Source organism: Endobacterium panacihumi, from assembly GCF_050847465.1.
GTDB lineage: Bacteria > Pseudomonadota > Alphaproteobacteria > Rhizobiales > Rhizobiaceae > Neorhizobium > Neorhizobium panacihumi.
Map to the genome: position 1 here is coordinate 728,297 of NZ_JBOZRA010000001.1, position 25,726 is coordinate 754,022.

Here is a 25,726-nt window from a genome sequence, read left to right on the forward strand (position 1 = left end):
ACGATCGATCGACGATCAGAATTTCACGCCGATACCGACATTGACGATATGCTGGTCGAAATCGACATTGGTGCCACCGAGGTTGCCGCTACCAAAGTCGTTATAGCGGTACTCGGCACGGCCGAAGATGTTGTCGGTGAAGGCATAGTCGAGACCTGCGCCGATGGTCCAGCCATGCATGGTGTCATCGACATCGACGCCTGAACCTTCAGCCTTGAAGTTGGATGCGGTCCAGCCACCTGCAATGTAGGGCAGGGCGCGGTCCATGGCATAGCCGAGGCGAGCACGCGCAGAGCCGGAAAAGCCGCTTTTGCCATCGATGCCGGGACCAATGCTTTCTTCGTTCCAGTCGTAGTTCACGTCACCTTCGATACCGGCAACGAAGCCGTTCGACATCTGCCAGTTATAACCGACGAAGCCACCGAAACGACCGCCATCGAAGTTTTCCGAAAAGCCGCCGGTAGCGTCATTGAAGTCGCCGTTACCCCAGCCATAACCGCCATGCAGACCGGCATAAGGGCCGCTCCAGGTGAACACCGGTGCCGTTGCCTCGATCGCAGCAGGCGCTTCCGGAATCTGCTCGACGGCATCAGCGGCGCGCGCAGCCGAGGTCGCAGTCATCGCGACGGCAGCTGCAAAAATGCCGGCCAGAGCGGTGCCGGCTGCGGGGGAGAATTTCTTCATGGATTTTTCCTCTCGGGTATCGTGACAGGCAGATGCCTTTGTTGTTCGAACACTCCAACCGCGGCTCCCAAGCCAAGTCGCGACGGACGATCACGGTGCGCTAACTACGTAGGTGGCCATTTGGTTCCATGCCACCAGGATCGCGCTGGTGTGATCAAACGTGCAAAAAGCGGCATTTTTGCGCGCAAAAGCTGAAAAGCAGATCACAGCAAACGCATTGGCGAACTGATCGATAGGGAAAAGACAGGCGGGGTGTACCCTTTGCAGGGGCTGTGAACTGGCGCATCATGTTCGGAAGGTATAGGGGCAGGATCAGTAAACCCGGGTCGCTTCCTGCCCCTATATCGTATCCTCCGTTGCAAGTATCTCACCCATGAACAGCAAGACACTGGGCTATCTTTACGTCCTTCTGGCCATCACGATCTTCGCAGGTCAGGATGCCTTTTCAAAACTGCTGGGCGATAAATACCCGCCGATCATGGTGACGATGATCCGCTTCTGGGCTTTCGCTGTGTTCGTGACATTGCTGGCCGCCACTTCTCCCGGTGGCCTGCGCCGCGCTGTCGTGACCAGACGGCCGGTGCTGCAGGTCATTCGCGGCATGCTCCTTGTCAGCGAAGTCGTGGTCGTGGTGATTTCGTTCACGATTGCCGGTCTGGCGATGACGCAATCGATCTTTCAGGCGACACCGCTGATGATCACGCTCCTCTCCGTGCCTTTGCTTGGCGAAACGGTGGGCTGGCGCCGCGGCGTGGCGCTCGGCGTTGGTCTTGTCGGCGTGCTGATCATCCTCAACCCGACCAATGTGCATTTCGACATTCGCCTGCTTCTGCCATTGGGGGCCGGGTTCATGTTCGCCCTCTACAGCATCGCTACACGCGCGGTCAGCAGCACGGACAGTGCTGTAACGAGCGTGTTTTATGCGGGTGTTGCCGGTGCGGTTCTCGCCACCGTCATAGGTCCATTCTACTGGACACCGATTGCCATGGAAGATTGGCCGGCCATGGCGGCGCTGTGCATCTGTGGCGCCACCAGCCATTATTTCATGATAAAGGCCTATAGCCTGCTGAGCGCTGGCGAAGTTCAGCCGCTCACCTATCTGCAGCTGGTCATGGGCGCTGCGGTGGCAGTCATTTTCTTTGGTGAGACCATCACCATCAATATGGCAATCGGCGCAGTCATCGTCGTGGGCGCCGGACTGTTCACCGTCTGGCGTGAACATCGCCTTGGCATCCGCAAGGAAGAGGCCGAGATTTCCAAGGCGTGAAGACGCCAGGGTGCAGGCGTTTGAATAACGAAAAGGGCCGCGGTTTTTCATCCGCGGCCCTTTTCCGTCTGACTTTCACGACTGTCGCCGATTAGTCCTGATCGTCGATCGCCAATGCGGCATTGCCCGAGAAGGCTGAAGTCAGCCTGCGGCCAGCATGCGCGCAGGGGAGGCGACCGGTGCCTCACGTCTGTCTGCGGGACGAACCGTTGTACTTTTCTGTGTGCCGTAACCCGACAGGTCGAATTGCGAAAGAAGCGCGTTCAGAGACACCACATCGCGGGCGAGGCCGTGGCTGGCTGCCGTCTGCTCTTCCACCATGGCGGCGTTTTTCTGGGTGTCCTGATCCATCGCGTTAACGGCGGTGTTGATCTGCTGCAGACCGGAAGACTGTTCCTGCGCGCTCTCGACGATCGATGCCACGTGGCGGTTGATCTCCTGCACCTCGGTGACGATGGTTTCCAGCGCCTTGCCGGTTTCACCGACAAGGTGCACGCCGTTCTGGACCTGCTCGTTGGACGTGTTGATCAGCGCCTTGATTTCCTTGGCGGCGTTGGCCGAGCGCTGGGCGAGTTCGCGCACTTCCTGTGCGACGACCGCAAAACCCTTGCCGGCTTCACCGGCGCGCGCGGCCTCGACGCCTGCGTTCAGGGCCAGAAGATTGGTCTGGAAGGCGATATCGTCGATGACACCGATAATGTTGCCGATCTCGCCCGAAGACTTTTCGATCGCTTCCATGGCCTTGACGGCATTGGCCACGACGTCGCCGGATCTTTCTGCGCCCTGGCGGGTGCGGGCAACGAGATCTCCGGCTTCCTGGGCACGACGGGCGGCATCCTTCACCGTCGTGGTGATCTCTTCGAGTGCTGCCGCGGTTTCCTCAACCGACGCTGCCTGCTGCTCGGTGCGCTTGGCCAGATCGTCGGCTGCCGACTTGATCTCGCCGGATCCGGCTTCGATGCTGCGGGCGTTTTCAGCCACCTGTTCGAGGGCGTGCTGCAGTTTCGATGCAGATGCGTTGAAATCGTTGCGGACGCCGTCGAGGCTTGCCGCGAAACTCTGCTCGATACGATAGGAGACCTTGCCATCCGAAAGGTTGGAAAGTGCTTCGGCGAGATTGTCTACGGCGAACTTGACCTCGGCAGCTTCGCGGGCCTTTGCCGCTTCACGGTCGATACGCTCCTGTTCCGAGAGACTGCGGTTATCTTCGGCTTCCTGCTCCAGACGGATACGCTCCAGCGCATTGTCGCGGAACACGGCGACGGCTTCCGCCATCTGGCCGATTTCGTCCTTGCGCTCCAGGCCATCGATTGGGGCTTCCGTTTCACCCATCGCCAGTGACGACATGCGTTCGCGAAGACGTGTCATCGGCGTCACAACACCCTTCTGAGCGATGAACATGGCCCAGACAACGGCAATAGCGATGCCAACCAGCATGCCGGCCAGAGCAAGCATGATCGTGTTGGACACTTCATCGGACAGTTTTTGGGCACCATCCTTGATCAGGTCGGCCATGGCGCCATTATTGGCGCCCGACTTTGCAGACATATCGACCGTCAGCTGTTCCAGTCGGGCCGACATTTTCGCGAACTGATCCTTGTTGCCGGTAGCATGGGCCTTGATCAGCTCACCGCCGACGACCTTGAGTTCGTCGAAACCGGCAAGCAGTTCATCAATGGCGGCCTTGCGGCTGGGCACGATTTCCGGGATCTGCGCAAGGCGGTTGCGGGCACCGGTCATCTCATTGCTGAACTTGGCGGAGAATTCCGTGAATGCGTCGGATTGCGGATCCTGGGAAACCGCCCGGTTCATCCAGTTAATGGCGGTCCACATTCCGGCAGCGCCACGCGGCCCAAAGGTTGCGGCCATGCTCTCGTTGAGCAGAAAATGAGAATAGGCTTCGTTGGCGGCGTTGAAACGTTGGGTCACGAAGGTCAGGCCTGCCAGCGATATCAGGCTGAGGATGGCGATTGCCATCAGGAATTTTGTCTTGATCTTCAGATTTTTGAGCATGAGGTAACCTCTTAAAGGCGCGAAAAGGGTGGAGGCTTTTTGCGAGATTAAAAGCAGGAACCGTCGTGAAAGGAGACGGCGCGCATCATGCGCGCGAAGAGAAAAGGAGGTGTCTCCCATGTCCTGGAGGCGGACCGTAGAAGTGGCCTTATAATAAATTCTTACGTTTAATGATGTGTGGCCGTTTTCGACAAAATGTCGCAGTATCAATGACTTAGATTTGACTGTTGTCAATTCTAAGTCATTGATATGGTCAAGCAAAACGGCCGCAGACTTTCGCCTGCGGCCGTTTTGATTCTGGTTCAGCCGGTAGCAGAGCCGCCGGTCGGGTGTCTTAGAATTCCTGCCAGTCGTTCGCCTGGTTATCGACGGCGAGAGCGGCATTGCCGGAAAACGCGGTCGCGACCTTGTTGGCCAGCTTGCGGGCAGGCGACGCAACCGGACGGGCCGACTGCTGTGCTGCCTGCGGCGCGGCCGGGCGGGTGACTGCTGCAACCTGCTGCATGCGGGCATGCGACAGCTTGAACTGGGCGAGCAGGGCGTTCAGCGCGGCGGCATCCCGGGCGAGGCCGTGGCTGGCTGCGGTCTGCTCTTCCACCATTGCCGCGTTCTTCTGGGTGTCCTGGTCCATCGAGTTGACGGCGGTGTTGATCTGCTGGAGACCGGAAGACTGTTCCTGCGCGCTTTCAACGATGGCGTTGACGTTGCGGTTGATCTCCTGGACTTCGCCGACGATGGTCTCGAGGGCCTTGCCGGTTTCGCCGACGAGGTGAACACCGTTCTGGACCTGTTGGTTCGAGGCGGTGATCAGCGTCTTGATTTCCTTGGCGGCGTTTGCGGAACGCTGGGCCAGTTCTCGGACTTCCTGGGCGACGACGGCAAAACCCTTGCCGGCTTCACCGGCGCGAGCCGCTTCGACGCCTGCGTTGAGGGCGAGCAGGTTGGTCTGGAAGGCGATGTCGTCGATGACGCCGATGATGTTGCCGATCTCGCCCGAAGACTTTTCGATCTGCTCCATGGCCTTGACGGCATTGGCAACGACTTCGCCGGACTTTTCTGCGCCCTGACGGGTGCGGGCAACCAGTGCGCCAGCTTCCTGAGCGCGGCGGGCGGCGTCCTTCACCGTGGTGGTGATTTCTTCCAGAGCTGCTGCTGTTTCTTCGATCGAAGCGGCCTGCTGTTCGGTACGCTTGGCCAGATCGTCAGCGGCCGACTTGATCTCGCCGGAACCGGCTTCGATGCTGCGCGCGTTTGCGGCGACGTCTTCAAGCGCTGCCTGAAGCTTGGAGGCCGAGGCGTTGAAGTCGTTGCGGACGCCATCGAGCGAGGCAGCGAAGGAGCGGTCGATGCGGTGCGAAACATTGCCGTCCGCAAGGTTCGAGAGCGCTTCGGCAAGGCTGTCGACGGCAAATTTGACGTCGGCGGCTTCGCGGGCCTTCAGGGCTTCGCGGTCGATGCGTTCCTGTTCCGACAGGCTGCGATTGTCTTCGGCTTCCTGCTCCAGACGCTGGCGCTCCAGCGCATTGTCGCGGAACACGGCGACGGCTTCCGCCATCTGACCGATTTCGTCCTTGCGGTCGAGACCGTCGATGTCTGCGCGGGTCTCGCCAGCGGCCAGCGATGCCATGCGTTCACGCAGGCGGGCCATCGGTGCAGTGATACCCTTCTGTGCGATCGTCAGCGCCAGCACGATCGCAACCGCGATGCCGACCAGCATGCCGACGATGGCGAACTGGATGGTCGAGGAGACCTCGGCCGAAAGGGCGTCGCCGCCGTTCTTGATCAGGTCAGCCATCGCACCGTTGCTGGCGCCGAATTTCGGCGACAATTCGACGATGGCCTTGTCGAGATCGGATTCGAGTGCCGTGACGCGAGCCGCATCACCGGCAGCATGGGCCTTCAGCAGTTCGTCGCCGATACCCTTCAGCTTGTCGGCGCCGGCGAGCAGTTCGTCGGTAGCGGCCTGACGGCTTGGGACGAGGCCCGGAACCTGGGCCAGACGGCCACGGGCGCCGGTAATTTCCTTGCCGAAGCGTTCGGCGAAATCCTTGAAGGCCGGGGATTGCGGGTCCTGTGCCAGCGCGCGGCTGAGCCAGGTGGTTGCGGTCCACATGCCGGCGGCACCGCGCGGAACGAAGGTCGCGGCGGTGCTCTCATTCTGCAGGAAGTGCGAGTAAGACTGGTTGGCAGCGCTGAAGCGCTGGGTAACGAAAAGAAGGCCGGCGAGCGAAATGACGCCGAGGATGGCGATCGCCATCAGAAACTTTGTCTTGATCTTCAAATTCTTGAGCATCGGATAGCCTCAGAAGCACGCTGAAGGAACGGAAGCGCAGGGGGCAAAAAAGGAAATGCAGGAATCGTCTTCTATTTAAGACGGCGCACATCATGCGCGCCCCGGCGACCTGACCGATCGCAATGTCCTGACGCGGGAAAATAGGTGTATTGTCATAAGAAAATCTTACACTTGCTGCGGTGCGTCATGAATTTTGACAAATTGTAGCGACTTGCCACTTTTTTGCCTGATTTTCATAACCGCGTAACCATCTGCGCATTAGGCAACCATCTGTTTGTTGCAGTGCAAAAGGTTGAGCCGGTAAATCCCCGATGGGCCATGATTCCGGCTCCGCCGCGCGCTGCGGGCAGATTGATATGAAGTCAAAAATCCGTTTTTGAAGGGCCTTTTACCGTGGATCTTTCCCGCCGTAACATCATGTCGCTGGGCGTTGCCGCCGCTGCGACCGCCGTCACTACCAAGATCGCTTCCGCACAGGCGATCGGTTTTACCCCGAGCCCGATCTATCCGGACCCGGCCATTCAGGTCCTTGACCCGAGCTTTGCCAAGTATCGCGTTGCCAGCGCTTCGCTGGAACAGGTCGCCACCGGCGCCCGCTGGCTCGAAGGCCCGGTCTATTTCGGCGACGGCAAGTACCTGTTGGTCAGCGATATCCCGAACAACCGCGTCATGAAGTTCGACGAGACCAACGAAACCTGGAGCGTGTTCGACGCCAACTCGAACTACGCCAACGGCCATTGCCGCGACCTGCAGGGCCGCCTGATCTCCTGCGAGCACCTGACGCGCCGCGTCACCCGAACCGAGCATGACGGTTCGATCACCGTGCTGGCCGACAAGTTCAAGGGCAAGAAGCTCAACTCGCCCAACGACATCGTCTGCAAGTCGGATGGTTCGCTGTGGTTCACCGACCCGCCGTTCGGCATCGGCGGCATGTGGGAAGGCGAAAAGGCGGAAGCCGAGCTGCCGCATTCCGTCTACCGCATCTCGGCTGAAGGCGAACTGTCGCTGATCACCGACGAGCTGAAGGGCCCGAATGGCATTGCCTTCTCGGAAGACGAAAAGAAGCTTTACGTCGTTGAAGGCCGCGCCCAGCCTTTCCGTATCGTCTGGTCGTATGATGTATCGAAGGACGGCAAGACCGTCTCCAACAAGAAGGCGCTGATCACCGCCGACGACAATGGTGGTCTCGACGGCTTCAAGGTCGATGTTGACGGCAATCTGTGGTGCGGTTGGGGCTCTTCGGGTGCCGCTGGCGCCAAGCCGGAAGACTTGAACGGCGTAAAAATCTTCAACAAGGAAGGCAAGGCCATCGGCTTCATCAAGCTGCCGGAGCGTTGCCCGAATCTCGTTTTCGGCGGTCCAAAGAAGAACCGTCTCTACATGGCGTCCAGCCATTCGGTTTACGCGCTCTATGTCGAGACAAAGGGCGCCGTCTGATCGGTTCCTCTGAATAGCTGACACACGGGGCTGGATCGGTGAATGATCCGGCCCCGTTCTGTTTTCTGATGCGCATTGTCGGTTATGCCGTTACTTCTGCGTCTTCCAACGGAGAAGGAGAGACCGATGCTTTATGCCATTCTGTGTTACGCCCATGAGGAAACCGTCTTCGCCTGGTCGAGGGAGGAGGAGGCCGCCGTCATGGAAAAACTGCATGCCGTGCAGGCGCCGCTGGAAAAGGCCGGAAAGCTCGGCCCGGTCGGGCGGTTGATGCCGACCACGGCGGCAACCACGGTGCGCAAGGGCAAGGATGAGCCGCTTGTGCTCGACGGCCCGTTTGCGGAGACCAAGGAAGTGCTGCTCGGTTTCTATACCGCCGATTTCGAGACGCTGGACGAGGCCGTCACCTTCGCCAAGGATCTGTCAGCCGTCAATCCGGGCTCCAGTTCCTATGAAGTCAGGCCATTCTACGTCTTCCATCCGGGGCAGATCACCGCGTCGGAGGCCATAACATGACCGATATCGGCTGGATCGAATTGGCGCTGACGGCGGCCCGGCCGCAGGCGCTTGGTGCACTCCTGCGTTATTTCCGCGATCTCGATACGGCGGAAGAGGCGTTTCAGGAGGCCTGCCTGCGTGCGATCCGCACCTGGCCGGACAAGGGCGCGCCACGCGATCCCGCCGCATGGCTGATCTTTGTCGGGCGCAACAGCGGCGTCGACCAGCTTCGCAAGCGCGCGAAAAACCAGCCATTACCGGAGGAGGCTGCCTTTTCCGATCTTTCCGATGCGGAAGCGGATATTGCCGACCGGCTCGACAATTCGCACTATCGCGACGACATCTTGCGGCTGATGTTCATCTGCTGCCATCCCGACTTGCCGAACACGCAGCAGATCGCTTTGTCGCTGCGGATTGTGTCGGGCCTCACCGTGCCGCAGATCGCCAAGGCGTTTCTGGTGTCGGATGCGGCGATGGAACAGCGTATCACCCGCGCCAAGGCGCGTATCGCCAAGGCTCAGAGCGAAAATCGGCCGGGCGACAAGGGCGTTGTCGGTTTCGAGGCACCGGATGCCTATGAGCGTGCGGCAAGGCTGAAGACGGTGGCGGCGATGATCTATCTCGTCTTCAACGAAGGATATTCGTCCGGCGTCAACAATCCCGACAGCATCACCTTCTGCGAGGAGGCGATCCGGCTGGTGCGCGTCCTGTTGCGCATTTTCCCGTCCGAGCCGGAAATCATGGGGCTGGCGACCCTGATGATGCTGCAGCATTCGCGTGCGAACGCCCGTTTTGATGAGGCTGGTCAGATCATTCTGCTCGAAGATCAGGATCGCTCGCTGTGGGACAAAAAGATGATGGCCGAAGCGCTGGCCATGCTCGACAAGGCGGTGCGTCACAAGAGCGGCGGTCCCTACCAGTTGCAGGCGGCAATCGCCGCGCTGCATGCGCGTGCGGAAAAAATCGAGGATACCGACTGGTGGCAGATCGAACTGCTCTATCAGGCACTGGAACATCTGCAACCGTCGCCAGTCGTCACGCTCAACCGCGCGGTCGCCGTGTCGAAAGCGGAAGGTCCGGAGGAAGCGCTGGCGCTGATCGCCACCGTGGCGGCTCCGCTCGATGGCTATTTCTATTATCATGGTGTGCGCGGCGGTCTGCTGATGCAGGCCGGGCAGGCAGCAGAAGCGCGCGAAGCCTTTGACCGTGCCATAGCGTTGGCCAATTCGCCGGCCGAGGCGGCGCATATTCGTTTGCAGATCGATAAGCTTGGTCAGATCGGGGCGTAGGATCAATCGTTGCCGATATAACCGCCCGTCTGGCGCTTCCAGAGGCGTGCGTAAAGCCCGTCAAGCATCAGCAGATCGTCGGGCGTCCCCGTTTCGACGATCCGGCCTTTGTCGAGGACGACGATGCGGTCCATGCTGGCTATGGTGGAAAGACGATGGGCGATGGCAATCACCGTCTTCCCCTGCATCAGCATGGCGAGCCTATCCTGGATTGCCGCTTCGGCTTCACTGTCGAGCGCCGACGTCGCTTCGTCGAGAACGAGGATCGGAGCGTTCTTGAGCAGGACCCTGGCAATGGCGACGCGCTGCTTTTGCCCGCCCGAGAGTTTTACGCCGCGATCGCCGACAAAGGCTTCAAGGCCGGTTCGTCCCTCCTTGTCCTTGAGATCGGAAATAAACCCCTCGGCCTGCGCGGCTATGATTGCCGCTTCGATCTCGTCCCGCGTTGCGTCCGGCCGGCCATAGCGAATATTGTCGCCGACCGAACGGTGCAGCAGCGATACATCCTGCGAGATGACGCCGATGTTTTCGCGCAGGCTGGCCTGCGTGATCTGCCGGATATCATTGCCATCGATGGTTATCCTACCGCTCCTGAGATCGTAGAACCGCAAAAGCAGGTTGACCATAGTCGTCTTGCCGGCTCCGGACAGGCCGACGAGGCCCACCTTTTCGCCACCCGCGATAGTCAGACTGAGGCCGTCGATGACGGGTTTGTCGGCGCGATAGTTGAATCCGATGTTTTCGAAACAGATATGACCTCCGGTGATGACGAGTGGTGCGGCTCCGGCTGCATCGGTTATGGTCGGAGGTGTCGTCATGACCGGCATGGCGTCACGCACCGTGCCGACGGCCTGAAAGATGTTCTGGCACATGTCGAGGAATGAACGGGCGTTCGACTGAAGGCGTCCACCGAGATAAAGAGCGGCGACGAACTGGCCGGTGCTGATTGCACCGTTGATCATGTTCAGAAATCCGATTCCCAGCATGGCAATCCAGAACAGGGCGTTGATGGCAATGATGCCTGTGCCGGTTATCAGATAGACACGGCGCTCCTCCTGCTGGCGATCGATGGCACCACCAAATATCTTCCTGAGTGCGCCGGCCTCGCTCTCTTCCGCTGCAAACTGTTTTACCATCTGTATGTTGCTGTAGAGGTCGGTCATGGCACCGACGACAAGGCTGCGTTGACGGGCAGAGTGTTTCGAACGTTCGATGAAATGCGGTACCGCATAGATGGTAACGGCGATGACCGCAGTCATCCAGAAAATCGCGGTCAGCATCAGTTGCCATCCCAGCGCGCCCAGCAGGAGCAGGGTTCCGATGAACTGAATGAAAAAGTGGGGAACGGTCTGGAATGCGATGATGAGCTGCTGCTGGACTGCGGATGCGACCTGAGAAAGCCTTGATGCCACCTGTCCGGCAAAAAGATCGTGAAAAAAGCCAAGATCTTGCCGCTCTACAGCTTTATGCCCCTGCCATTGAATGGCGATCGGCAAGCAGACAGCTGCGATCTGCGAAGACAGCGTGTTGGCGATGAAGGCGAAAAGCGGAATGGCTGGAAACAGCAGAACCGACATCAAAACAAGCAGTTGCCAGTCCTCATGGAGGAAGCCCACGGCGCCCTTGGCGGTTACGCCATCGATGATTCTGCCAAGGCTCCAGATAAGATAGAGATTGATGGCTTCGACCAACATGGCGAAGACCGCGATTGGAATCAAAACCCGGGAGAACATCCGAAGGAAATGCCAAAGCAAGGCAAAGGGGCCGCTGGATGGCAGTGGCGTATAGGGAATATCCAGAGGCCGGATCAGCGTTTCGAAAGGGCGAAAAATGCGGTCTGAAATGGACATGGGTCAGGTGCACTCGAAGTTCGATTGACGATTCGGGGGCCTGTAATGCCTTTATTCAACCACGGATCGTATCGGCTTTGCACCCTCGATACCCATGAGATCACGCTTTTGGCGGTCGCAACGCCACGGTGACCGAAATCATGTCTCCGGCCGTCACTGCGGCTTGTTTGCGCAGGACGTTCGTGAGCGGTACGAGACAGGTGCTATCCCTGCGGAACAGGGCCATATAGAACGTGCAGTCGCCGATCGCGACATCAGCCGGAACCATGCCCCAGCCATAACTGACCAGCTTAGAACGCTGGCAGATTTCGTCGGCCACCGGCCGCGGTGCCCGAGCAAAGAAGTCCGGGGCCGGGCCAGTGGATGACGGATTTGAAGCTGAAAGTTGTCATCTCCGACAGCCTTGCCGGTTGCTTTCGGCAAATTTGCTTATGCGTTTCTGGCAGGCAACCGCGTTCACGACGTCGAACTGAAAAAAATCAATCGTCCTGTCGGTTCTCTATGGTTCCATTCGTCCTAGGTTCATCATCCAATGCGATGGTTTTTGAAACTCGGGAGGAAGAGATCATGACAGCCAGATATCAACTGCAGATCGTGCGTGAATTCGATGTCCCCGCCGAAAAGCTTTTCAAGGTGTGGACGACACCGGAACGGTATGGCGAGTGGTTCTGCCCGCTGCCATGGAAGGTCACGGAGGCGCATATGGACCTGCGTGCCGGCGGTTCCAGCATGGTGGTGATGGAAGGACCGAATGGCGAGCGTTTCGAGAATCCCGGCATTTATCTCGAGGTCGTGCCGAACAGGAAAATTGTCTTCACCGACGCCTACACCTCAGCCTGGGTGCCCTCGGAAAAACCCTTCATGACCGGCATCATCGAGTTCGAGGATCTCGGCGGCGGCCGCTCACGGTATACTGCGAGCGCGCTGCATTGGACGGAAGAGGATATGGAAACCCACAAACAGATGGGTTTCGAAGAGGGATGGGGCATCGTTGCCGGCCAGATGGCGGACATCGCCAGGACGTTCTGATTTTTTTGAAGCTTTTTCAGCGGTTGCCGGACAAAGTTGCCAATCCGGACCAGTTTTTGCGGCGGATGCGCACTGTGTCCGCCGCAGCTGTGTGGTCCTATCTGACGGTGCTGAGAAAGCGATTCCGCCCGCCCGCGCAACGCGCTGAAATCACGCCCAGTTTCGCCCATCGAATTGTTCGAAGGATGACTTCGAAAGTTTCACATTTGTGCCGGCCGTAACCAGTATCTATGTGAGGGCATCGAACAACGGATTTTTGGGCGCATGGAACTTGGTCTTTACACTTTTGCGGATGTCGATCCAGACGCGGTCAATAAGGGCGAGGAGGCGCATCGGCGGCTAAAAAACCTGCTGGAGGAAATCGAACTGGCCGATCAGGTCGGCCTTGATGTGTTTGGTCTCGGCGAACACCACCGCGCCGATTATGCGGTGTCGTCGCCCTCTACCGTGCTGGCGGCGGCGGCGGTGCGGACGAAAAACATCCGGCTGTCCAGCGCCGTTTCCGTGCTCTCCTCGGACGAGCCGGTGCGGGTTTTTCAGCAGTTTTCTACCGTCGATCTCCTCTCCGACGGTCGTGCGGAAATCATGGCCGGGCGTGGCTCCTTCATCGAGTCCTTCCCGCTGTTCGGATATGATCTCGGCGATTACGACCAGCTTTTTTCCGAAAAGCTCGACTTGCTGCTGGCCATCCGCGATCAGGAAGTCCTGAGCTGGAACGAGGGCAAAATTCGCCCGCCGATCAATGCTCGTGGCGTCTATCCGCGCCCGCTTCAGGAAAGGCTGCCGATCTGGATCGCCGTAGGCGGCACGCCGGAATCGGTGGCGCGGGCTGGCGCCATGGGGCTGCCGCTGGCGATTGCCATCATTGGCGGAGAATATCGGCGGTTTGCACCGATGTTCGATCTTTACCGCGAGGCCGCCCGTCGCGCAGGGCAGGACCCGTCAACGCTGAAGACCAGCATCAACGTCCACGGCTTCATCGCCGATACCACGCAGGCTGCTGCCGACCAGTTTTACGGGCCGCAGGCGGAGGTGATGAACCGGCTGGGCCGCGAGCGTGGCTGGGGACCGACCAGCCGGGCGCATTTCGATGCGGCGCGCGGGCCACAGGGCAACCTTTTCCTCGGTGAGCCGGAAGAGGTGGCGGAAAAGATCGTCGCTGCGCATCGGCTGTTCAAGAATGACCGTTTCCTCCTGCAGATGGCGATCGGACTGATGCCGCATGCGCAGATCATGCGTGGCATCGAACTTTATGGCACGAAAGTAGCACCTCTTGTCAGAAAGGAATTGACCGGATCGGCCGATGGCGCGAAACCGGCTGCCTGACAATCTGACCTTTGGGGGAAGGTCGCGCGACACGATGATAGGAAGAATGCAAGCATGGTGATTTCCACAGAAGAAGAGCTGCACAAGCTTAAGGATATCGGGCGTCTCTGCGCCGTGGCCGTCGAAACCATGGCAAAGGCGCTCGAACCGGGCATCACCACTCGCGAACTCGATCTCATCGGCCGCAAGGTGCTGGAAGACAATGGCGCGCAGTCGGCACCGGAATTCTGCTACGAATTTCCGGGTGCCACCTGCATCAGCGTCAACGAGGAAGTGGCGCACGGCATTCCCGGCGATCGCCGCATCGAGGCTGGCGATCTCGTCAATATCGACGTGTCGGCCGTCAAGGACGGTTTTTTCGGCGATACCGGTTCGTCCTTCACCGTGCCGCCGGTCAGCAAACAGATCGAAAAACTGTGCCGCGACGGGCGTCGGGCGCTCTGGACCGGCCTGCAGCAGGTGAAAACCGGCAAGCCGATCGCCGGCATCGGCAATGCCATCGGCGCATTCGCCGCCAAGAACCGCTATACGCTGATTTCCAACCTCGCCAGCCACGGTGTCGGCCGCTCGCTGCACGAGGAACCGAAGGAAATTTCGACCTGGCCGGACCCGGACGAGACCCGGATCATGGAGGAGGGACTGGTTTTCACCATCGAGCCTTTCCTGTCGCTGGGCGGCACCTGGGCAGAAGATGGCGGCAATGGCGATCCGTGGACGCTTTACAGCGATCCGCGTGCGCCGACCGTGCAATACGAACACACGATCGTCGTTACCCGGAATGGCCCGCTCATCCTGACCCTGCCGAACTGATTTTTCCTTGAGACGCCGTTGCTCCATGGCGTCTCAGCCGAACTGATTGCAGCGATCAGAATTTGTGGTTTGTCAGGCAAAAATCCCGGTGCAATAAGCCGGACATGTCATCCTCGTCTTCTCCCGCATCATCGCTCTGGATCGGTCTTGCCGGCGCTGCCGCCATGGCAGGCGTCATGGGTTTCGGACGATTTGTCTATACGCCGATCCTGCCGGGCATGATTGCCGGCATTCCGGTGTCGGCCACTGACGCCGGCACGATCGCGGCCGGCAATTTCGCCGGTTATCTGCTCGGCGCCGTCGTTTCGGCCTATGGCTGGGCAGCGGGCAGGGAGCGCACGGTAGCGCTTGCCGGTCTTCTGGCGAGCGCCGTGCTTTTGGCGGCGATGGGGCTGACGACATCGATCACCGCTTTCACCGTCATCCGTTTTCTGGCGGGCGCGGCAAGCGCGCTTGCCATGCTCTTCACCTCATCGATCGTGATGCTGCATGCGGCGAAGCGGCCAACGATCGGCATGCTGCATTTCGGCGGCGTCGGCGTCGGGATCGCGCTGTCCTCGGTTCTGGTTCTGGTGGTCAATGCGCTGAGCGGCGACGCTGCGCATGGCTGGCGTTTCGATTGGTTTACCTCCGCAGCCGTGGTGCTCGTCATCTTCTTTTTTGTGCAACGCCATCTGCCGAAACCGGCGACCGATACGAAAGCTTTGGCCGAGCCGCCGCTCGTCTGGCGTCTGCCACTGCTTTTGACCATCCTGTCCTACGGACTTTACGGTTTTGGTTATGTCATCACCGCCACGTTTCTCGTGGCGATCGCACGCATGGGCGATACCGGGCCGATAGTCGAGTTTCTGGTCTGGTTCGTGGCCGGTTGTGCTGCGGCGGTATCGCTTTTCGCGTGGAATCCGATCGTCCGCCGCATCGGTCTCGGTGGTGCCTATCTCGCCGCCATCGTCGTGCTTCTGATTGGCGTTGTCGCGTCCGTCGAACTGCCGCCGGTGGCCGGCACGCTGGTGGGCGGTTTCCTGCTCGGCGCAACCTTCATGGTCATCACGGCTTTCGGACTGCAGCTTGGCCGACGTTTTGCGCCGCAAAGCCCGCGCCGCGCCATCGCGGTCGTTACCGCCGCCTTTGGGACGGGACAGATCATCGGACCGCTGGTTGCCGGTTTCGTGGCGGAGCGCACGGGCAGTTTTACGGCGCCGTCTCTACTGGCGGCCGGCGTGCTGGTTGTGGCGATCGCGCTGTCGCTGCCATTGATGCGCGAGCGCAGCTAAAATACCCACGGTTACAAATAGGTAACAAAAGCCAAGAGCCATTGCCGCCCCCTTGGACTTGCCTTAGTTTCGCGCTCTAAGGTCGCCTCGACCATCCTTAGATTCGAACTCAGGAAAGCAGCTGCTCCGTGTTCCACTCCTTCTTCCCTCGACCGAAATTGTTTTTCCTTTCCGGGCTCGCCTGGGCACTTGCGGCAATCCTGGCTTGGTATCTCGTCTTTCAAGGCATATCGGAAGCGCGGGGGTATGTTATGCCCGAACCGTCGCCGGCCGATCTGAGCTATTTCCTAGTTCCGGCAAATCTCTGGTTCTACTCCTATTTCACCATCTGCCTTCTGATCTTTGGTGGGGTGTGGACGATGATTGCCAAGGACAATCCATGGATCGGCTGGTCGATCTGGGGATCTCTGCTGATCATTGCCGTGACCTATTTCGGCGTGCAGATCACCGTCGTGCTCAACAACTGGCGTCGGCCGTTCGGCGATACCCTCATGGAATCTCTGTCCGGCAAGGGCACTGCTACGACCTGGGATTTTTATAGCCTGCAGATCACTTTTGCCCAGATCGCTTTCCTGAGCATGTTCGTCTCGATTCTGACGGACTTCTTCACCAGCCATTACATCTTCCGCTGGCGCACCGCGATGAACAATTTCTACATGTCCAAATGGGAAAAGCTGCGGCATATCGAAGGCGCATCTCAGCGTGTTCAGGAAGACACAATGCGCTTCTCACAGACCCTTGAAGGGCTGGGCATCAATCTCATTAATGCCGTTATGACATTGGTCGTATTCCTGCCAATTCTGTTTGGCCTTTCCAGCTACGTGTCGGAACTGCCGATCATAGGCGCAATCCCTCATGCACTGTTCTGGCTGGCAATATTCTGGTCCGTCTTCGGCACGCTGCTGCTGGCGATTGCCGGTATAAAGCTACCTGGTTTGCATTTCCGCAACCAGCGCGTTGAGGCTGCATATCGCAAGGAACTCGTTTACGGCGAGGATCATGCTGAACGGGCACAGCCGCCGACAGTGAAGGAACTGTATGCCAATGTGCGGAAGAACTATTTTCGCATGTATTGGCACTATCTGTATTTCAACGTCGCCCGCTATTTTTACCTGCAGGCCGATGCTATTTTCCTGACCACGATGCTCATCCCGACGATTGTCGCCGGTAAGATCACCTTCGGCATATACCAGCAGATCGCCACGGCGTTCGGACAGGTTTCGAACTCGTTCCAGTATCTCGTCAACTCATGGACGACGATTATCGAGTTGCTGTCGATCCATAAGCGCCTCAAGGCCTTCGAAGCCGCGATCGACGATCAGCCGTTGCCGACGATCGATCAGAACTACCTAGAGCGCGAAGCCGAAGGTGGCGAGATGGCGGCGAACAAACCGACCTGAACTAACCCCTTCTGATGCAACAGTTTTGGCCGCGCCGGATCAGCAGTATCCGGCGCGGTTTTGTTTTATGATCACAAGGAAAATTTATGATAGCGCGGCAGACCGTGCCCGAAGGCGGTTGACGCTCCAGCCGAGAACGCAGCCGATCGCCGCGCCGCCCGCCTTGATCAACGCATCGTCAGCATGCGCATGGCGACTGGGTGCCAGCAACTGCAACAGCTCGATGCCGCCGGCGCCCAGCAGAAGCAGCAGGGCGCAGAGTTTCCAGTGGCGCGGATAGGCAAGTACGAACAGGAAGGCCATCACGGCAAATGCGCCGGCCCGGTCGACATTGACCGGCAGGAGATCATGCGGCCGCATCTCGATCGGCGAGACGGTGGCAAAAACCACGAAGGTCAGCGCCGACCATGGCAGAATTTTCAGGATCGTTCGTGTCATGACACCGTCATATTCCGGCAAGGCTGCCTTGGAAAACCCTATCGCCGTGCGTGGTTAAAGGCCCGATGACGGCGCCGAGACGGGAAGCGTCGGTCGCAGGTTGGCAGACGTGGTCGTTGCCGGTTCGGACAACATGGCCATCGCTTGCGAATGGGTGACGCAGGCGACATCCTGTTTCGTGCAGACTTCGGTGACCAGCCGTTCCATCGCCCGCCAATAGGCGCCGGCATTCATCTCCACAAAATGAAGGCCGATCTGCAGTGGAATGCGTTCACCTTCATATTGCTTGTCGAAGGCCGCCCTGAAGGCGGAATAGGCGCGCTCCTCGAATTCCGCCGAGCGGCTGGGGTTTTCGATGCCGGCCGAGTGGCGGATGAAAAGATTATAGTCCATGGCGATGATCTGCCGCTGGGCAGGACCTTCCGGAATGGTCGGCAGGCCGAAACGGAAAACGCCGTCCTTTTCCTTCGGCACTTCCGGTCCTCTCGTGACGGGGCTGGCGTCATAAGCAAAACCGGCCTGTCGCTCGGCCTTCATCAGTTCCGGGCCCTGGCTGAGATAGGGTGCGCGAAAACCCTGGATGCCGGTTTTGACAAAATCCTGCCAGCCTGCCGGCTCCTGGTCCGCCGCATCATTAGCCACCCAGGCATTGGACAGCACGTTGCGGAACGTCGTCAGCTCCTGCGTCCACTGTTGCGTCGTCCATTCGCCGCCATCGAAATGGCCGCAAGTATGGCTGGCGATCTCGTTGCCTTCGAGCTTTGCCTGCCAGACGTGACCGAGACGGGTGCGGGCTTCCTCCTTGGTTTGTGCAAAGCCGATATTGGAGCGACCCGGCTTTTGCCCCGGACCCTGATAGGTTTTTGCCGAGGCGCGGTCGATGACGAGAGTGCAGGAGAGGAAATAGGTGAAATGGGCGTTGCTGCGCTTGGCGATGTCGCGGCTGCGCTGCCACAGATCGTTATTGCCGGCGCCATCGAAGGAAATCAGCACCAGCTGTTTCGGCTTTTCTTCCGCCATGGCCGTGCTTGTCAGGCATGTGGCTGACAGGGCGGCAAGCAGGGTGCGGGTGAGCAGAGACGATACGCTGGACATAAAAACCTGTCGAAAATCATTTTCGGATAGAATGTGGCATTCGCTTCTGCGTCGAGATTGCGGCGAAGCTTTGTGCGTGGTGACAAAATTTGGGCTGCGTCCCGGCCTCATCCTGCACGTTCGGCGTTAACAAGCTTTCGTGAATTGCACGAAGGGCCTTACATGAGCGGCAAAATACGCTAGAAGGCGGTCTTTCCGCATTCAGAGGCCGCGCGGCCGGAGACTGGCATGGCAAATAACGACGACACCTTCATTCGCGAAGTGAACGACGAACTGCGCTCGGATCAGATGAACAAGGCGTGGAAGCGTTTTGGCCGTATCTTCATCGGTGCGGCGGTTCTGCTCGTCGTTGGTGTCGCCGGTCATCGCGGTTACGAGTACTGGCACAATAACAACGCTTCGGCTTCCGGTGACCGTTTCATCGCGGCTCTGAACCTTGCCGGTGAGAACAAGGCCGATGAAGCATTGGCCGCTTTCGCCGAAATCGAGAAGGATGGTACCGGTTCCTATCCGGTTCTGGCCAAGCTGCGCACTGCTGCCCTGCAGGCCGAAAAGGGTGACAAGGCCGCCGCCATTGCCAGCTTCCAGGCGATTTCCAGGGACAATGTCGCGCCGGCACTGGTTCGCGATGTTGCCAAGCTGCGCGCCGCCTTCCTGCTGGTCGATACCGCCGGTTATGATCAGGTTGCCGCAGAAGCCGAAGTGCTGACGAGCGATGGCCATGCGCTGCGTTATTCCGCACGCGAAGCGCTGGGCCTTGCCGCCTACAAGGCTGACAACATGAAGCAGGCCAAGGACTGGTTCAGCCAGATCACCAATGCTGCAGACGCGCCGCGCAATGTTGCGAGCCGCGCGCAGATCATGCTCGACAACATCGCCGCATCCGGCAAGGCGCCCTGATTTTTTGGCCAGACCGGCTGAACGCGCCCAAAAAGAGAAAGAAACCACATGAGCTTCACCGTCGCCATCGTCGGACGCCCGAATGTCGGCAAGTCGACGCTGTTCAACCGGCTGGTCGGCAAGAAGCTTGCGCTGGTCGATGACACACCGGGCGTGACCCGCGACCGTCGTCCCGGCGATGCCAAGCTCGTCGACCTGCGCTTCACCATCATCGATACCGCCGGTCTCGAAGAGGCTGGCGCCGATACGCTCGAGGGCCGCATGCGCGCCCAGACCGAAATGGCGATCGACGAGGCCGACCTGACTTTGTTCGTGGTCGATGCCAAGTCGGGCCTGACGCCGCTCGACAAGACGTTTGGTGAACTTCTGCGCCGCAGCGGCAAGCCGGTGGTGCTGGTGGCCAACAAGTCCGAAGCCAAAGGTTCTGACGGCGGTTTTTATGACGCCTATACGCTGGGCCTCGGTGAGCCGGTGCCGATTTCGGCAGAACACGGCCAGGGCATGATCGACCTGCGCGACGCGATCGTCGAGGCGATCGGTGAGGACGCGGCATTCCCGGAAGAGGTCGATGAGGCCGAGACCAATGTCGACGTGCGCGACAGCGATTTCGACGACGAGGATGAAGATGCCGATGGCCTCTACGATGAGACGCTGCCGCTGCGCGTGGCGATTGTCGGCCGTCCGAATGCCGGCAAGTCGACGTTGATCAACCGTTTTCTCGGCGAAGACCGACTGCTGACGGGTCCGGAAGCCGGCATTACCCGTGACAGCATTTCCGTGGAATGGGACTGGCGCGGCCGCACGATCAAGATGTTCGACACGGCCGGCATGCGGCGCAAGGCCCGCGTTCAGGAAAAGCTCGAAAAGCTTTCGGTCGCCGACGCGCTGCGCTCCATCCGCTTCGCCGAGACCGTGGTCATCGTCTTCGATGCGACGATTCCGTTCGAAAAGCAGGACCTGCAGATTGCCGATCTGGTGCTGCGCGAAGGCCGTGCGGCGGTTCTCGCCTTCAACAAGTGGGACATGATCGAGGATCCGCAGGCGGTGCTTGCCGAGTTGCGCGAGAAGACCGAACGTCTTCTTCCGCAGGCGCGCGGAATCCGTGCTGTGCCGATTTCCGGCCAGACGGGTTACGGCCTCGACAAGCTGATGCAGAACATCGTCGAGACAGACAAGGTCTGGAACAAGCGCATCTCGACTGCGCGCCTGAACCGTTGGCTCGATCAGACGACGACGCAGCATCCGCCACCGGCAGTTTCGGGCCGTCGCCTGAAGCTGAAATACATGACGCAGGTAAAGGCTCGTCCGCCGGCCTTCATGGTATCCTGCACGCGCCCTGATGCGCTGCCGGAAAGTTATGTGCGGTACATGACCAACAATCTGCGCACCGATTTCGACATGCCGGGCGTGCCGATCCGCATCCATTTCAAGGCGGGTGACAACCCGTTCGAAGGTCGCCGTAGAAAGCGCTGACCGCGCGAAAAATTATCACGCGTCACCCGTATGGGTGGTGACGCGTGTATTTCCCTCATCTGATATGCCGGAGCCGACATGGCCGAGGCTTTGCGATTATCGCGTCATAACGTCGACCAGCGTGATCCAGCGCGCTGTATCGACATGTGCGATCCATCCCGATGATCCGGCCCCAGCCATGTCCGGCGGCATTTCGCATTCTCATCCACATTCATAATTCTGTCTTGGCATAATTTTGCTTCGGTCTGTGTGCAGTCACACGCCGGGGCACGGATATGTTCAATCGGTTCACAGGGTTAAGGGCTGTGAGCCAGCTCTGGCATGACGCCAGCAGAGAGGGGAATGAAATGGTTCGCATCACTTTTGCGATCTTTCTTGGCATGTCTTCCGGTACGGCCGTACTGGCGGAAGAAGCGGCCTTCACATACCGGCCCAGTATCGCGATCAAATCCGGCAAGGAATTGCTGGTGAAGGGCGTGCGCGGCCGGAACTGCACCGATCCGGCACCGGAATGGGACGATGTCGCGGCAAAGCTGCCGGTCTCGGCCACAGGCACGTTTTCCGATGGCGGCATCGGCACCGTGCGCAGCCGCAAATGCGGCAGGGTGGTACCGGCACGCGGCATCAAGTTCACCGCAACGACAAAGGGCCGTGAAAGGCTGACGGTGTTTCGCGACCGGGTCGCCGTCACCGTCTTCTAAGCCGCTTCAGGCATTAGACGACGACGGACCGCAGATGGAGGGCGCGGGCCTCCGCTTGCTATTTCGTTGCGTCTGTGTTCGAGTGCGACCATGGCTTGTGACTCTGGGAGGGGATATCAAGCCTTGTCGATCCATGGGAGGAGGAAATCCATGATCATTGCAGGTCTCGTCGCCGCCATCTGTCTGGGTATCGGAAGCGTGTTGTTCTTCCACTGGCGGGATGAAAATATCGGCTGATCCTGCCGGTCAAAATCCCATTTTCCTGATGGCGCTCGGATCGTGCGGATGCTTGTGCATGCGCATGGCGATAGCACATTTGTGCCTGAGCGGACCTCGTGGCGCTGGCGTCACTCTGCCGGTGCGGGCAGTGCCTTTGCCGTTTGCGCTTTCAGGACATTCGACAGAAACTGTCGCGACGCTGCTTCCCATGTGAACTTTCGCGCATGGGATCGTGCATCCTCGCGTCGGCATGCAAGTGCCGAGAGGCAGGCTTGACGCAGGTCTTCGTTCAGTGCGCCGGCGCCTGAACCTTCCTCGATAATGTCGATCGGTCCCATCACCGGATAGGCCGCAACCGGGACACCGCTTGCCAGTGCTTCCAGGATGGTATTGCCAAAAGTGTCGGTCTTTGACGGGAAGACGAAGACATCGGCCTGCGCGTAGGCGCGGGCCAGTTCCTCGCCGGTCTTGGTGCCGGTGAACAGCACGTTCGGATATTTGCGCTGCAGTTCGGCGCGGTCCGGGCCGTCACCGACCACCACTTTCGAGCCGGGCAGGTCGAGATCGAGAAAGGCGGGCAGGTTCTTCTCCACCGCCACGCGGCCGACCGTCATGAAGATCGGGCGCGGCAGGTCGAAGGGGCGGTCGTCCTGATCCATCGGGTGAAACACCGTCTGGTCGATGCCGCGGCTCCAGCGCAGGAGGTTCTTGATGCCGAGCTTGGACAGTTCGCGCTCGAGGCTGCCGGTTGCCACCATGCAGCCATTGCCGGCATTGTGGAACCAGCGCACAAAGGCGTTCAGCCATCGCAGCGGGATGGGGAAACGGGCCGCCACATATTCCGGAAAACGGGTGTGGTAGCTGGTGGAGAACGGCATGTGGTTCTTCAGACACCAGCGGCGCGCCATAAGGCCGAGCGGACCTTCGGTGGCAATGTGAACGGCGGTCGGGCCGGATGCCTTGATGGCGGCGGCCACCTGCCAGTAGGTGGCGACCGACAGACGGATTTCCGGATAGGTGGGGCACGGCACGCTGGAAAAATCCTGCGGTGTGACCATGGTCACGTCCACGCCCATGCGTGTCAGCTCGCGATTGGTGTTTTCGATCGAGCGGACGACGCCGTTGATCTGCGGATACCAGGCATCGGAAACGATGGTAATTCTGGTCATGACCGGCTGAAACCCCTTTTGCCCGTCCGTTTGCCGCAATTTCGCCGACTCAGGGCGTTTGTTGCTGGCTGGGTGTTCTATCGCCGAGCTGTGTGACAGGCGAATGTCGGCACGCCGACCGCGCGGCACGGCAGTGTAATTTGCCTGCCCGGCAGCTGTTTCCTATGTGTCTTGCGTGATTTTCAGTTGGTTATGTTCATGCGTATTTTCAGAACTATCGGTTTGACGCTTCTGGCAGGTGTTGCTGCAATCGGCATCCACATGGGCGTCAATCAGCTGATCGGCAACGAGCATGAGGTGATCGCCGGCGAGCTTTACCGTTCGGGACAGCCGGGATCGGAAGAGATCGACAGCCTTGTCAGCCGCCACGGTATCAAGACCATCGTCAACCTGCGCAATGAAACGCGCGGTGCGTGGTATGCGGAAGAAAAGGCGGCAGCGGACCGCAATGGCGTGACGTTGATTGACTATCCGATCAGTTCCGGGGCGGTGCTGCCGGTCGACGACAGCGCGAAACTGGCCGAGATCATGCGCCATGCCGAAAAACCGATCCTGATCCACTGCGAACACGGCGCCAACCGTACCGGCCTTGCCTCGGCGATCTATGTCGGCGCGGTTGCAAAGCGCAGCGAGATTTTTTCGCAGCTGCAGCTGTCACCCTATTACGGCCATGTGCCGATCCCCGGTATCGGCCGTTATGCGATGTGGCAGTCCTGGGACAAGTTCGAGGAAACGATCGGGTTTTGAGGTGGTGGGCAAACCCATGGAGCGTTTGCGCCGCTTCGCTCAGAGCGGTTCATTGTTAGATGGAAGCAGTTCTGTTGGCTCAAACGGAGTCGGATGGTGGCATGGCCGGCGCGCGTCGTAGCCAAAGATACGGCCAAGCCGGCCATGCGATCAGGCGGCCCGTTTCAGCCAACCCCGAAGGGGCCGGGCATCTTTCCGCCGGGATCAGCCGCGATCGGCTCGACCGTACCTTCGGGTATGCCCTTCGCCAATCGCCTCTGCCCCGACGAAAACCTGCTCCGGCAGAACTGTTTCCATTTAACGATGAACTGCTCTAGACCGGAGGCGCCTACTTTCTTATCTTGAAAGGCTGATCAAAGCTGGTGGTCTTGCCACTGGTTTCGTCGTGAACCGTGTAGGTCAACACGTAATCGCCTTCGGGCGCGTTGGTGAGAGACAGTTCGAAGTTCAGGAAAAACTCACGTCCGGTTCGATGACTGAAAACGGAAGACTGATAGAATTTTTTCTCCTCCCGCACGATCTCACCCTTGGTGTCCCTGAGGGTGAGATCTACGGTCAACGCCAGCTCATTCTTGCCATCCGGTAGCGGCTTCCAAGTGTGTCCCAGCACCTCTGCATATGTGATGAGCGTGTCCGTGGGTTTGAATAGGTCAGAGCTTCGCGGTTTGTACATGCCATAGCTGGTCGGCTCTTGGTCGGCGAAGAGCGCGTTTTGCACCATTAGAGGTAATTTTTGCCAGGCCTGCTGGGCTTGCGCATCCGCTTTTTGCCAGTCTGTCAGCGGATCGGCTTGGGCGACGATCGGGAGACTTGCAAGGATCATTCCGGTCAAAGCGGCGCGCATGTGTCTTCCCGGCAATTCAGGTAAAGAAAAACGTTTGTCTGCATTTACCGCGGCAACAAGCCCGGATCGATCAGCGCGCCGTGATGGCCGATGACCGTGGTTGCGACAGCGGCACCATGGGCGGCGGCTTCTGCCGGTGTCGCGCCGGTCAGCAGACGGGAGAGAAAACCGCCGTTAAAACTGTCGCCGGCGCTGGTCGTATCGACCACGGCTTTTGCCTCGACAGCGGGGACATGCTCGACTTTGCTGTCGAAACTCAGCGTCACGCCGTTCGGTCCGTCCTTGACGACGACCGTGGGCACACCGAGTACATGGTAACGGGCGATGGTGGCTGCCACGTCGACATCACCGAAATGGGCCTTTTCATCATCGAAGCTCGGCAGGACGAGAGAGGCGGCGCGGGCACCGGCTTCGATCGTCTTCAGCATGATGTCCTTTCCGGCCCAGAGGCGGGGGCGGATGTTCGGATCGAAGGCGACGATCTTGCCCAATGCCTTGGCGCGGCGCAGTTCAGACAACAGCGTGTCGATCGCTTCCGAGGACAGAATGCCGAGCGTGATGCCGGAGAAATAGACGATGTCCGAGGCTTCGATTGCCTTGCGCAGATGGTCGGCATCATCGGCCAGTTTTTTGGCGGCGGCGGTGTCGCGCCAGTAGCTGAACGTGCGTTCGCCGTCTTTCAGGGTGATGAGGTAGAGGCCGGGTGTCTTGCCGGGAATGCGGCGAATCTGGCCGGTGCCGATGCTGGCCTTTGCCATCATCGCCAGCATTTCGTCGGACATCGGGTCATCGCCGAGGGCGGTGAAATAATCGACGGACCAGTCAGGGGATAAGCAGGCACGCATATACCAAGCGGTGTTGAATGTGTCGCCGGCAAAGCCCTTGCGCAGCAGGCCGTCACCCGCCTGCGACAGTTCCACCATGCATTCGCCGATCGATAGAAACTTTCCGCCCAAAACCGTTCTCCCAA

At 59.4% G+C, this 25,726-nt stretch carries 21 protein-coding genes and 2 pseudogenes; 13 read left to right on the top strand and 10 right to left on the bottom strand.

What is annotated here, in order from left to right; genetic code table 11:
• Positions 1–15: 15 nt before the first annotated feature.
• Positions 16–684 (bottom strand): outer membrane protein, encoded by a 669-nt coding sequence (locus ACRQ1B_RS03700; RefSeq protein ID WP_432292315.1) that lies wholly within the window; start codon positions 682–684, stop codon positions 16–18.
• 373 nt (positions 685–1,057) lie between these two features.
• On the opposite strand from ACRQ1B_RS03700, the gene ACRQ1B_RS03705 reads away from it, so the two are divergent.
• Positions 1,058–1,951, top strand: coding sequence for a DMT family transporter (locus ACRQ1B_RS03705; RefSeq protein WP_432292316.1), 894 nt, complete (start codon positions 1,058–1,060; stop codon positions 1,949–1,951).
• 91 nt (positions 1,952–2,042) lie between these two features.
• Here ACRQ1B_RS03705 and ACRQ1B_RS03710 read toward each other — a convergent pair.
• Together ACRQ1B_RS03710 and ACRQ1B_RS03715 are read right to left on the bottom strand one after the other, a co-directional pair.
• A pseudogene (locus ACRQ1B_RS03710) lies at positions 2,043–3,964 on the bottom strand (methyl-accepting chemotaxis protein).
• Between the two features lie 334 nt (positions 3,965–4,298).
• Positions 4,299–6,257, bottom strand: a complete 1,959-nt coding sequence (locus tag ACRQ1B_RS03715; RefSeq protein WP_432292317.1) for a methyl-accepting chemotaxis protein — start codon at positions 6,255–6,257, stop codon at positions 4,299–4,301.
• 393 nt (positions 6,258–6,650) lie between these two features.
• Between ACRQ1B_RS03715 and ACRQ1B_RS03720 the strand changes: the two genes are divergently transcribed.
• The 3 genes from ACRQ1B_RS03720 (at position 6,651) to ACRQ1B_RS03730 (ending at position 9,481) form a co-directional block, all read left to right on the top strand.
• A complete protein-coding gene (locus tag ACRQ1B_RS03720; RefSeq protein WP_432292318.1) occupies positions 6,651–7,694 on the top strand; it encodes an SMP-30/gluconolactonase/LRE family protein in 1,044 nt (347 codons plus the stop codon).
• A gap of 126 nt (positions 7,695–7,820) precedes the next feature.
• Positions 7,821–8,210, top strand: a complete 390-nt coding sequence (locus ACRQ1B_RS03725; protein ID WP_432292319.1) for a YciI family protein — start codon at positions 7,821–7,823, stop codon at positions 8,208–8,210.
• Positions 8,207–9,481 (top strand): RNA polymerase sigma factor, encoded by a 1,275-nt coding sequence (locus tag ACRQ1B_RS03730; RefSeq protein ID WP_432292320.1) that lies wholly within the window; start codon positions 8,207–8,209, stop codon positions 9,479–9,481. The genes ACRQ1B_RS03725 and ACRQ1B_RS03730 overlap by 4 nt, the downstream gene beginning before the upstream one ends.
• A gap of 2 nt (positions 9,482–9,483) precedes the next feature.
• Here the strand turns inward: ACRQ1B_RS03730 and ACRQ1B_RS03735 are convergent, their stop codons facing one another.
• Both ACRQ1B_RS03735 and ACRQ1B_RS03740 read right to left on the bottom strand, forming a co-directional pair.
• Positions 9,484–11,331 (bottom strand): ABC transporter ATP-binding protein, encoded by a 1,848-nt coding sequence (locus tag ACRQ1B_RS03735; RefSeq protein ID WP_432292321.1) that lies wholly within the window; start codon positions 11,329–11,331, stop codon positions 9,484–9,486.
• Positions 11,332–11,431: 100 nt separating this feature from the next.
• A pseudogene (locus tag ACRQ1B_RS03740) lies at positions 11,432–11,677 on the bottom strand (DUF1905 domain-containing protein); the annotation flags it as partial.
• Between the two features lie 221 nt (positions 11,678–11,898).
• On the opposite strand from ACRQ1B_RS03740, the gene ACRQ1B_RS03745 reads away from it, so the two are divergent.
• The 5 genes from ACRQ1B_RS03745 to sbmA all read left to right on the top strand — a co-directional run bounded on the left by ACRQ1B_RS03745 (position 11,899) and on the right by sbmA (position 17,170).
• Positions 11,899–12,360, top strand: a complete 462-nt coding sequence (locus tag ACRQ1B_RS03745) for an SRPBCC family protein (RefSeq protein ID WP_432292322.1) — start codon at positions 11,899–11,901, stop codon at positions 12,358–12,360.
• Positions 12,361–12,624: 264 nt separating this feature from the next.
• Positions 12,625–13,686: an LLM class flavin-dependent oxidoreductase gene (locus ACRQ1B_RS03750; protein WP_432292323.1), complete on the top strand. Its 1,062-nt coding sequence runs from the start codon at positions 12,625–12,627 to the stop codon at positions 13,684–13,686.
• A 54-nt stretch (positions 13,687–13,740) separates the two neighbouring features.
• Positions 13,741–14,496 carry a type I methionyl aminopeptidase gene (gene map, locus ACRQ1B_RS03755; RefSeq protein ID WP_432292324.1) on the top strand — a complete coding sequence of 252 codons (756 nt, stop codon included), beginning with the start codon at positions 13,741–13,743 and terminating at the stop codon, positions 14,494–14,496.
• Positions 14,497–14,600: 104 nt separating this feature from the next.
• Positions 14,601–15,770, top strand: coding sequence for a YbfB/YjiJ family MFS transporter (locus ACRQ1B_RS03760; RefSeq protein WP_432292325.1), 1,170 nt, complete (start codon positions 14,601–14,603; stop codon positions 15,768–15,770).
• Between the two features lie 128 nt (positions 15,771–15,898).
• Positions 15,899–17,170: a peptide antibiotic transporter SbmA gene (sbmA, locus tag ACRQ1B_RS03765; protein WP_432292326.1), complete on the top strand. Its 1,272-nt coding sequence runs from the start codon at positions 15,899–15,901 to the stop codon at positions 17,168–17,170.
• Between the two features lie 84 nt (positions 17,171–17,254).
• On the opposite strand, the gene ACRQ1B_RS03770 is transcribed toward sbmA, so the two are convergent.
• Together ACRQ1B_RS03770 and ACRQ1B_RS03775 are read right to left on the bottom strand one after the other, a co-directional pair.
• Entirely contained in the window at positions 17,255–17,608 is a 354-nt protein-coding gene (locus ACRQ1B_RS03770; RefSeq protein ID WP_432292327.1) for a VanZ family protein, read from the bottom strand.
• A gap of 54 nt (positions 17,609–17,662) precedes the next feature.
• A complete protein-coding gene (locus ACRQ1B_RS03775) occupies positions 17,663–18,703 on the bottom strand; it encodes a polysaccharide deacetylase family protein (protein WP_432292328.1) in 1,041 nt (346 codons plus the stop codon).
• A 228-nt stretch (positions 18,704–18,931) separates the two neighbouring features.
• On the opposite strand from ACRQ1B_RS03775, the gene ACRQ1B_RS03780 reads away from it, so the two are divergent.
• The 3 genes from ACRQ1B_RS03780 (at position 18,932) to ACRQ1B_RS03790 (ending at position 21,777) form a co-directional block, all read left to right on the top strand.
• The gene (locus tag ACRQ1B_RS03780; protein WP_432292329.1) at positions 18,932–19,603 is read left to right on the top strand and encodes a tetratricopeptide repeat protein; all 672 of its coding nucleotides are present in this window, start codon (positions 18,932–18,934) and stop codon (positions 19,601–19,603) included.
• Positions 19,604–19,651: 48 nt separating this feature from the next.
• Positions 19,652–21,076, top strand: coding sequence for a ribosome biogenesis GTPase Der (gene der / locus ACRQ1B_RS03785; protein ID WP_432292330.1), 1,425 nt, complete (start codon positions 19,652–19,654; stop codon positions 21,074–21,076).
• A gap of 347 nt (positions 21,077–21,423) precedes the next feature.
• Positions 21,424–21,777 carry a hypothetical protein gene (locus tag ACRQ1B_RS03790; RefSeq protein ID WP_432292331.1) on the top strand — a complete coding sequence of 118 codons (354 nt, stop codon included), beginning with the start codon at positions 21,424–21,426 and terminating at the stop codon, positions 21,775–21,777.
• A gap of 347 nt (positions 21,778–22,124) precedes the next feature.
• Here ACRQ1B_RS03790 and ACRQ1B_RS03795 read toward each other — a convergent pair whose 3' ends face one another.
• Positions 22,125–23,165 carry a glycosyltransferase family 4 protein gene (locus ACRQ1B_RS03795; RefSeq protein WP_432292332.1) on the bottom strand — a complete coding sequence of 347 codons (1,041 nt, stop codon included), beginning with the start codon at positions 23,163–23,165 and terminating at the stop codon, positions 22,125–22,127.
• A 198-nt stretch (positions 23,166–23,363) separates the two neighbouring features.
• Here ACRQ1B_RS03795 and ACRQ1B_RS03800 point away from each other — a divergent pair, with 198 nt between their 5' ends.
• Positions 23,364–23,912 carry a fused DSP-PTPase phosphatase/NAD kinase-like protein gene (locus ACRQ1B_RS03800; RefSeq protein WP_432292333.1) on the top strand — a complete coding sequence of 183 codons (549 nt, stop codon included), beginning with the start codon at positions 23,364–23,366 and terminating at the stop codon, positions 23,910–23,912.
• A gap of 328 nt (positions 23,913–24,240) precedes the next feature.
• On the opposite strand, the gene ACRQ1B_RS03805 is transcribed toward ACRQ1B_RS03800, so the two are convergent.
• Both ACRQ1B_RS03805 and ACRQ1B_RS03810 read right to left on the bottom strand, forming a co-directional pair.
• The gene (locus tag ACRQ1B_RS03805) at positions 24,241–24,756 is read right to left on the bottom strand and encodes a hypothetical protein (RefSeq protein WP_432292334.1); all 516 of its coding nucleotides are present in this window, start codon (positions 24,754–24,756) and stop codon (positions 24,241–24,243) included.
• Between the two features lie 44 nt (positions 24,757–24,800).
• Positions 24,801–25,712, bottom strand: a complete 912-nt coding sequence (locus ACRQ1B_RS03810; RefSeq protein WP_432292335.1) for a sugar kinase — start codon at positions 25,710–25,712, stop codon at positions 24,801–24,803.
• Positions 25,713–25,726: the final 14 nt, after the last annotated feature.

Coding starts and splice junctions, on each gene's coding strand:
- ACRQ1B_RS03700 (WP_432292315.1), bottom strand. CDS start 684: ATGAAGAAATTCTCCCCCGCAGCCGGCACCGCTCTGGCCGGCATTTTT.
- ACRQ1B_RS03705 (WP_432292316.1), top strand. CDS start 1,058: ATGAACAGCAAGACACTGGGCTATCTTTACGTCCTTCTGGCCATCACG.
- ACRQ1B_RS03715 (WP_432292317.1), bottom strand. CDS start 6,257: ATGCTCAAGAATTTGAAGATCAAGACAAAGTTTCTGATGGCGATCGCC.
- ACRQ1B_RS03725 (WP_432292319.1), top strand. CDS start 7,821: ATGCTTTATGCCATTCTGTGTTACGCCCATGAGGAAACCGTCTTCGCC.
- ACRQ1B_RS03730 (WP_432292320.1), top strand. CDS start 8,207: ATGACCGATATCGGCTGGATCGAATTGGCGCTGACGGCGGCCCGGCCG.
- ACRQ1B_RS03735 (WP_432292321.1), bottom strand. CDS start 11,331: ATGTCCATTTCAGACCGCATTTTTCGCCCTTTCGAAACGCTGATCCGG.
- ACRQ1B_RS03745 (WP_432292322.1), top strand. CDS start 11,899: ATGACAGCCAGATATCAACTGCAGATCGTGCGTGAATTCGATGTCCCC.
- ACRQ1B_RS03750 (WP_432292323.1), top strand. CDS start 12,625: ATGGAACTTGGTCTTTACACTTTTGCGGATGTCGATCCAGACGCGGTC.
- map (WP_432292324.1), top strand. CDS start 13,741: ATGGTGATTTCCACAGAAGAAGAGCTGCACAAGCTTAAGGATATCGGG.
- ACRQ1B_RS03760 (WP_432292325.1), top strand. CDS start 14,601: ATGTCATCCTCGTCTTCTCCCGCATCATCGCTCTGGATCGGTCTTGCC.
- ACRQ1B_RS03770 (WP_432292327.1), bottom strand. CDS start 17,608: ATGACACGAACGATCCTGAAAATTCTGCCATGGTCGGCGCTGACCTTC.
- ACRQ1B_RS03775 (WP_432292328.1), bottom strand. CDS start 18,703: ATGTCCAGCGTATCGTCTCTGCTCACCCGCACCCTGCTTGCCGCCCTG.
- ACRQ1B_RS03780 (WP_432292329.1), top strand. CDS start 18,932: ATGGCAAATAACGACGACACCTTCATTCGCGAAGTGAACGACGAACTG.
- der (WP_432292330.1), top strand. CDS start 19,652: ATGAGCTTCACCGTCGCCATCGTCGGACGCCCGAATGTCGGCAAGTCG.
- ACRQ1B_RS03790 (WP_432292331.1), top strand. CDS start 21,424: ATGGTTCGCATCACTTTTGCGATCTTTCTTGGCATGTCTTCCGGTACG.
- ACRQ1B_RS03795 (WP_432292332.1), bottom strand. CDS start 23,165: ATGACCAGAATTACCATCGTTTCCGATGCCTGGTATCCGCAGATCAAC.
- ACRQ1B_RS03800 (WP_432292333.1), top strand. CDS start 23,364: ATGCGTATTTTCAGAACTATCGGTTTGACGCTTCTGGCAGGTGTTGCT.
- ACRQ1B_RS03805 (WP_432292334.1), bottom strand. CDS start 24,756: ATGCGCGCCGCTTTGACCGGAATGATCCTTGCAAGTCTCCCGATCGTC.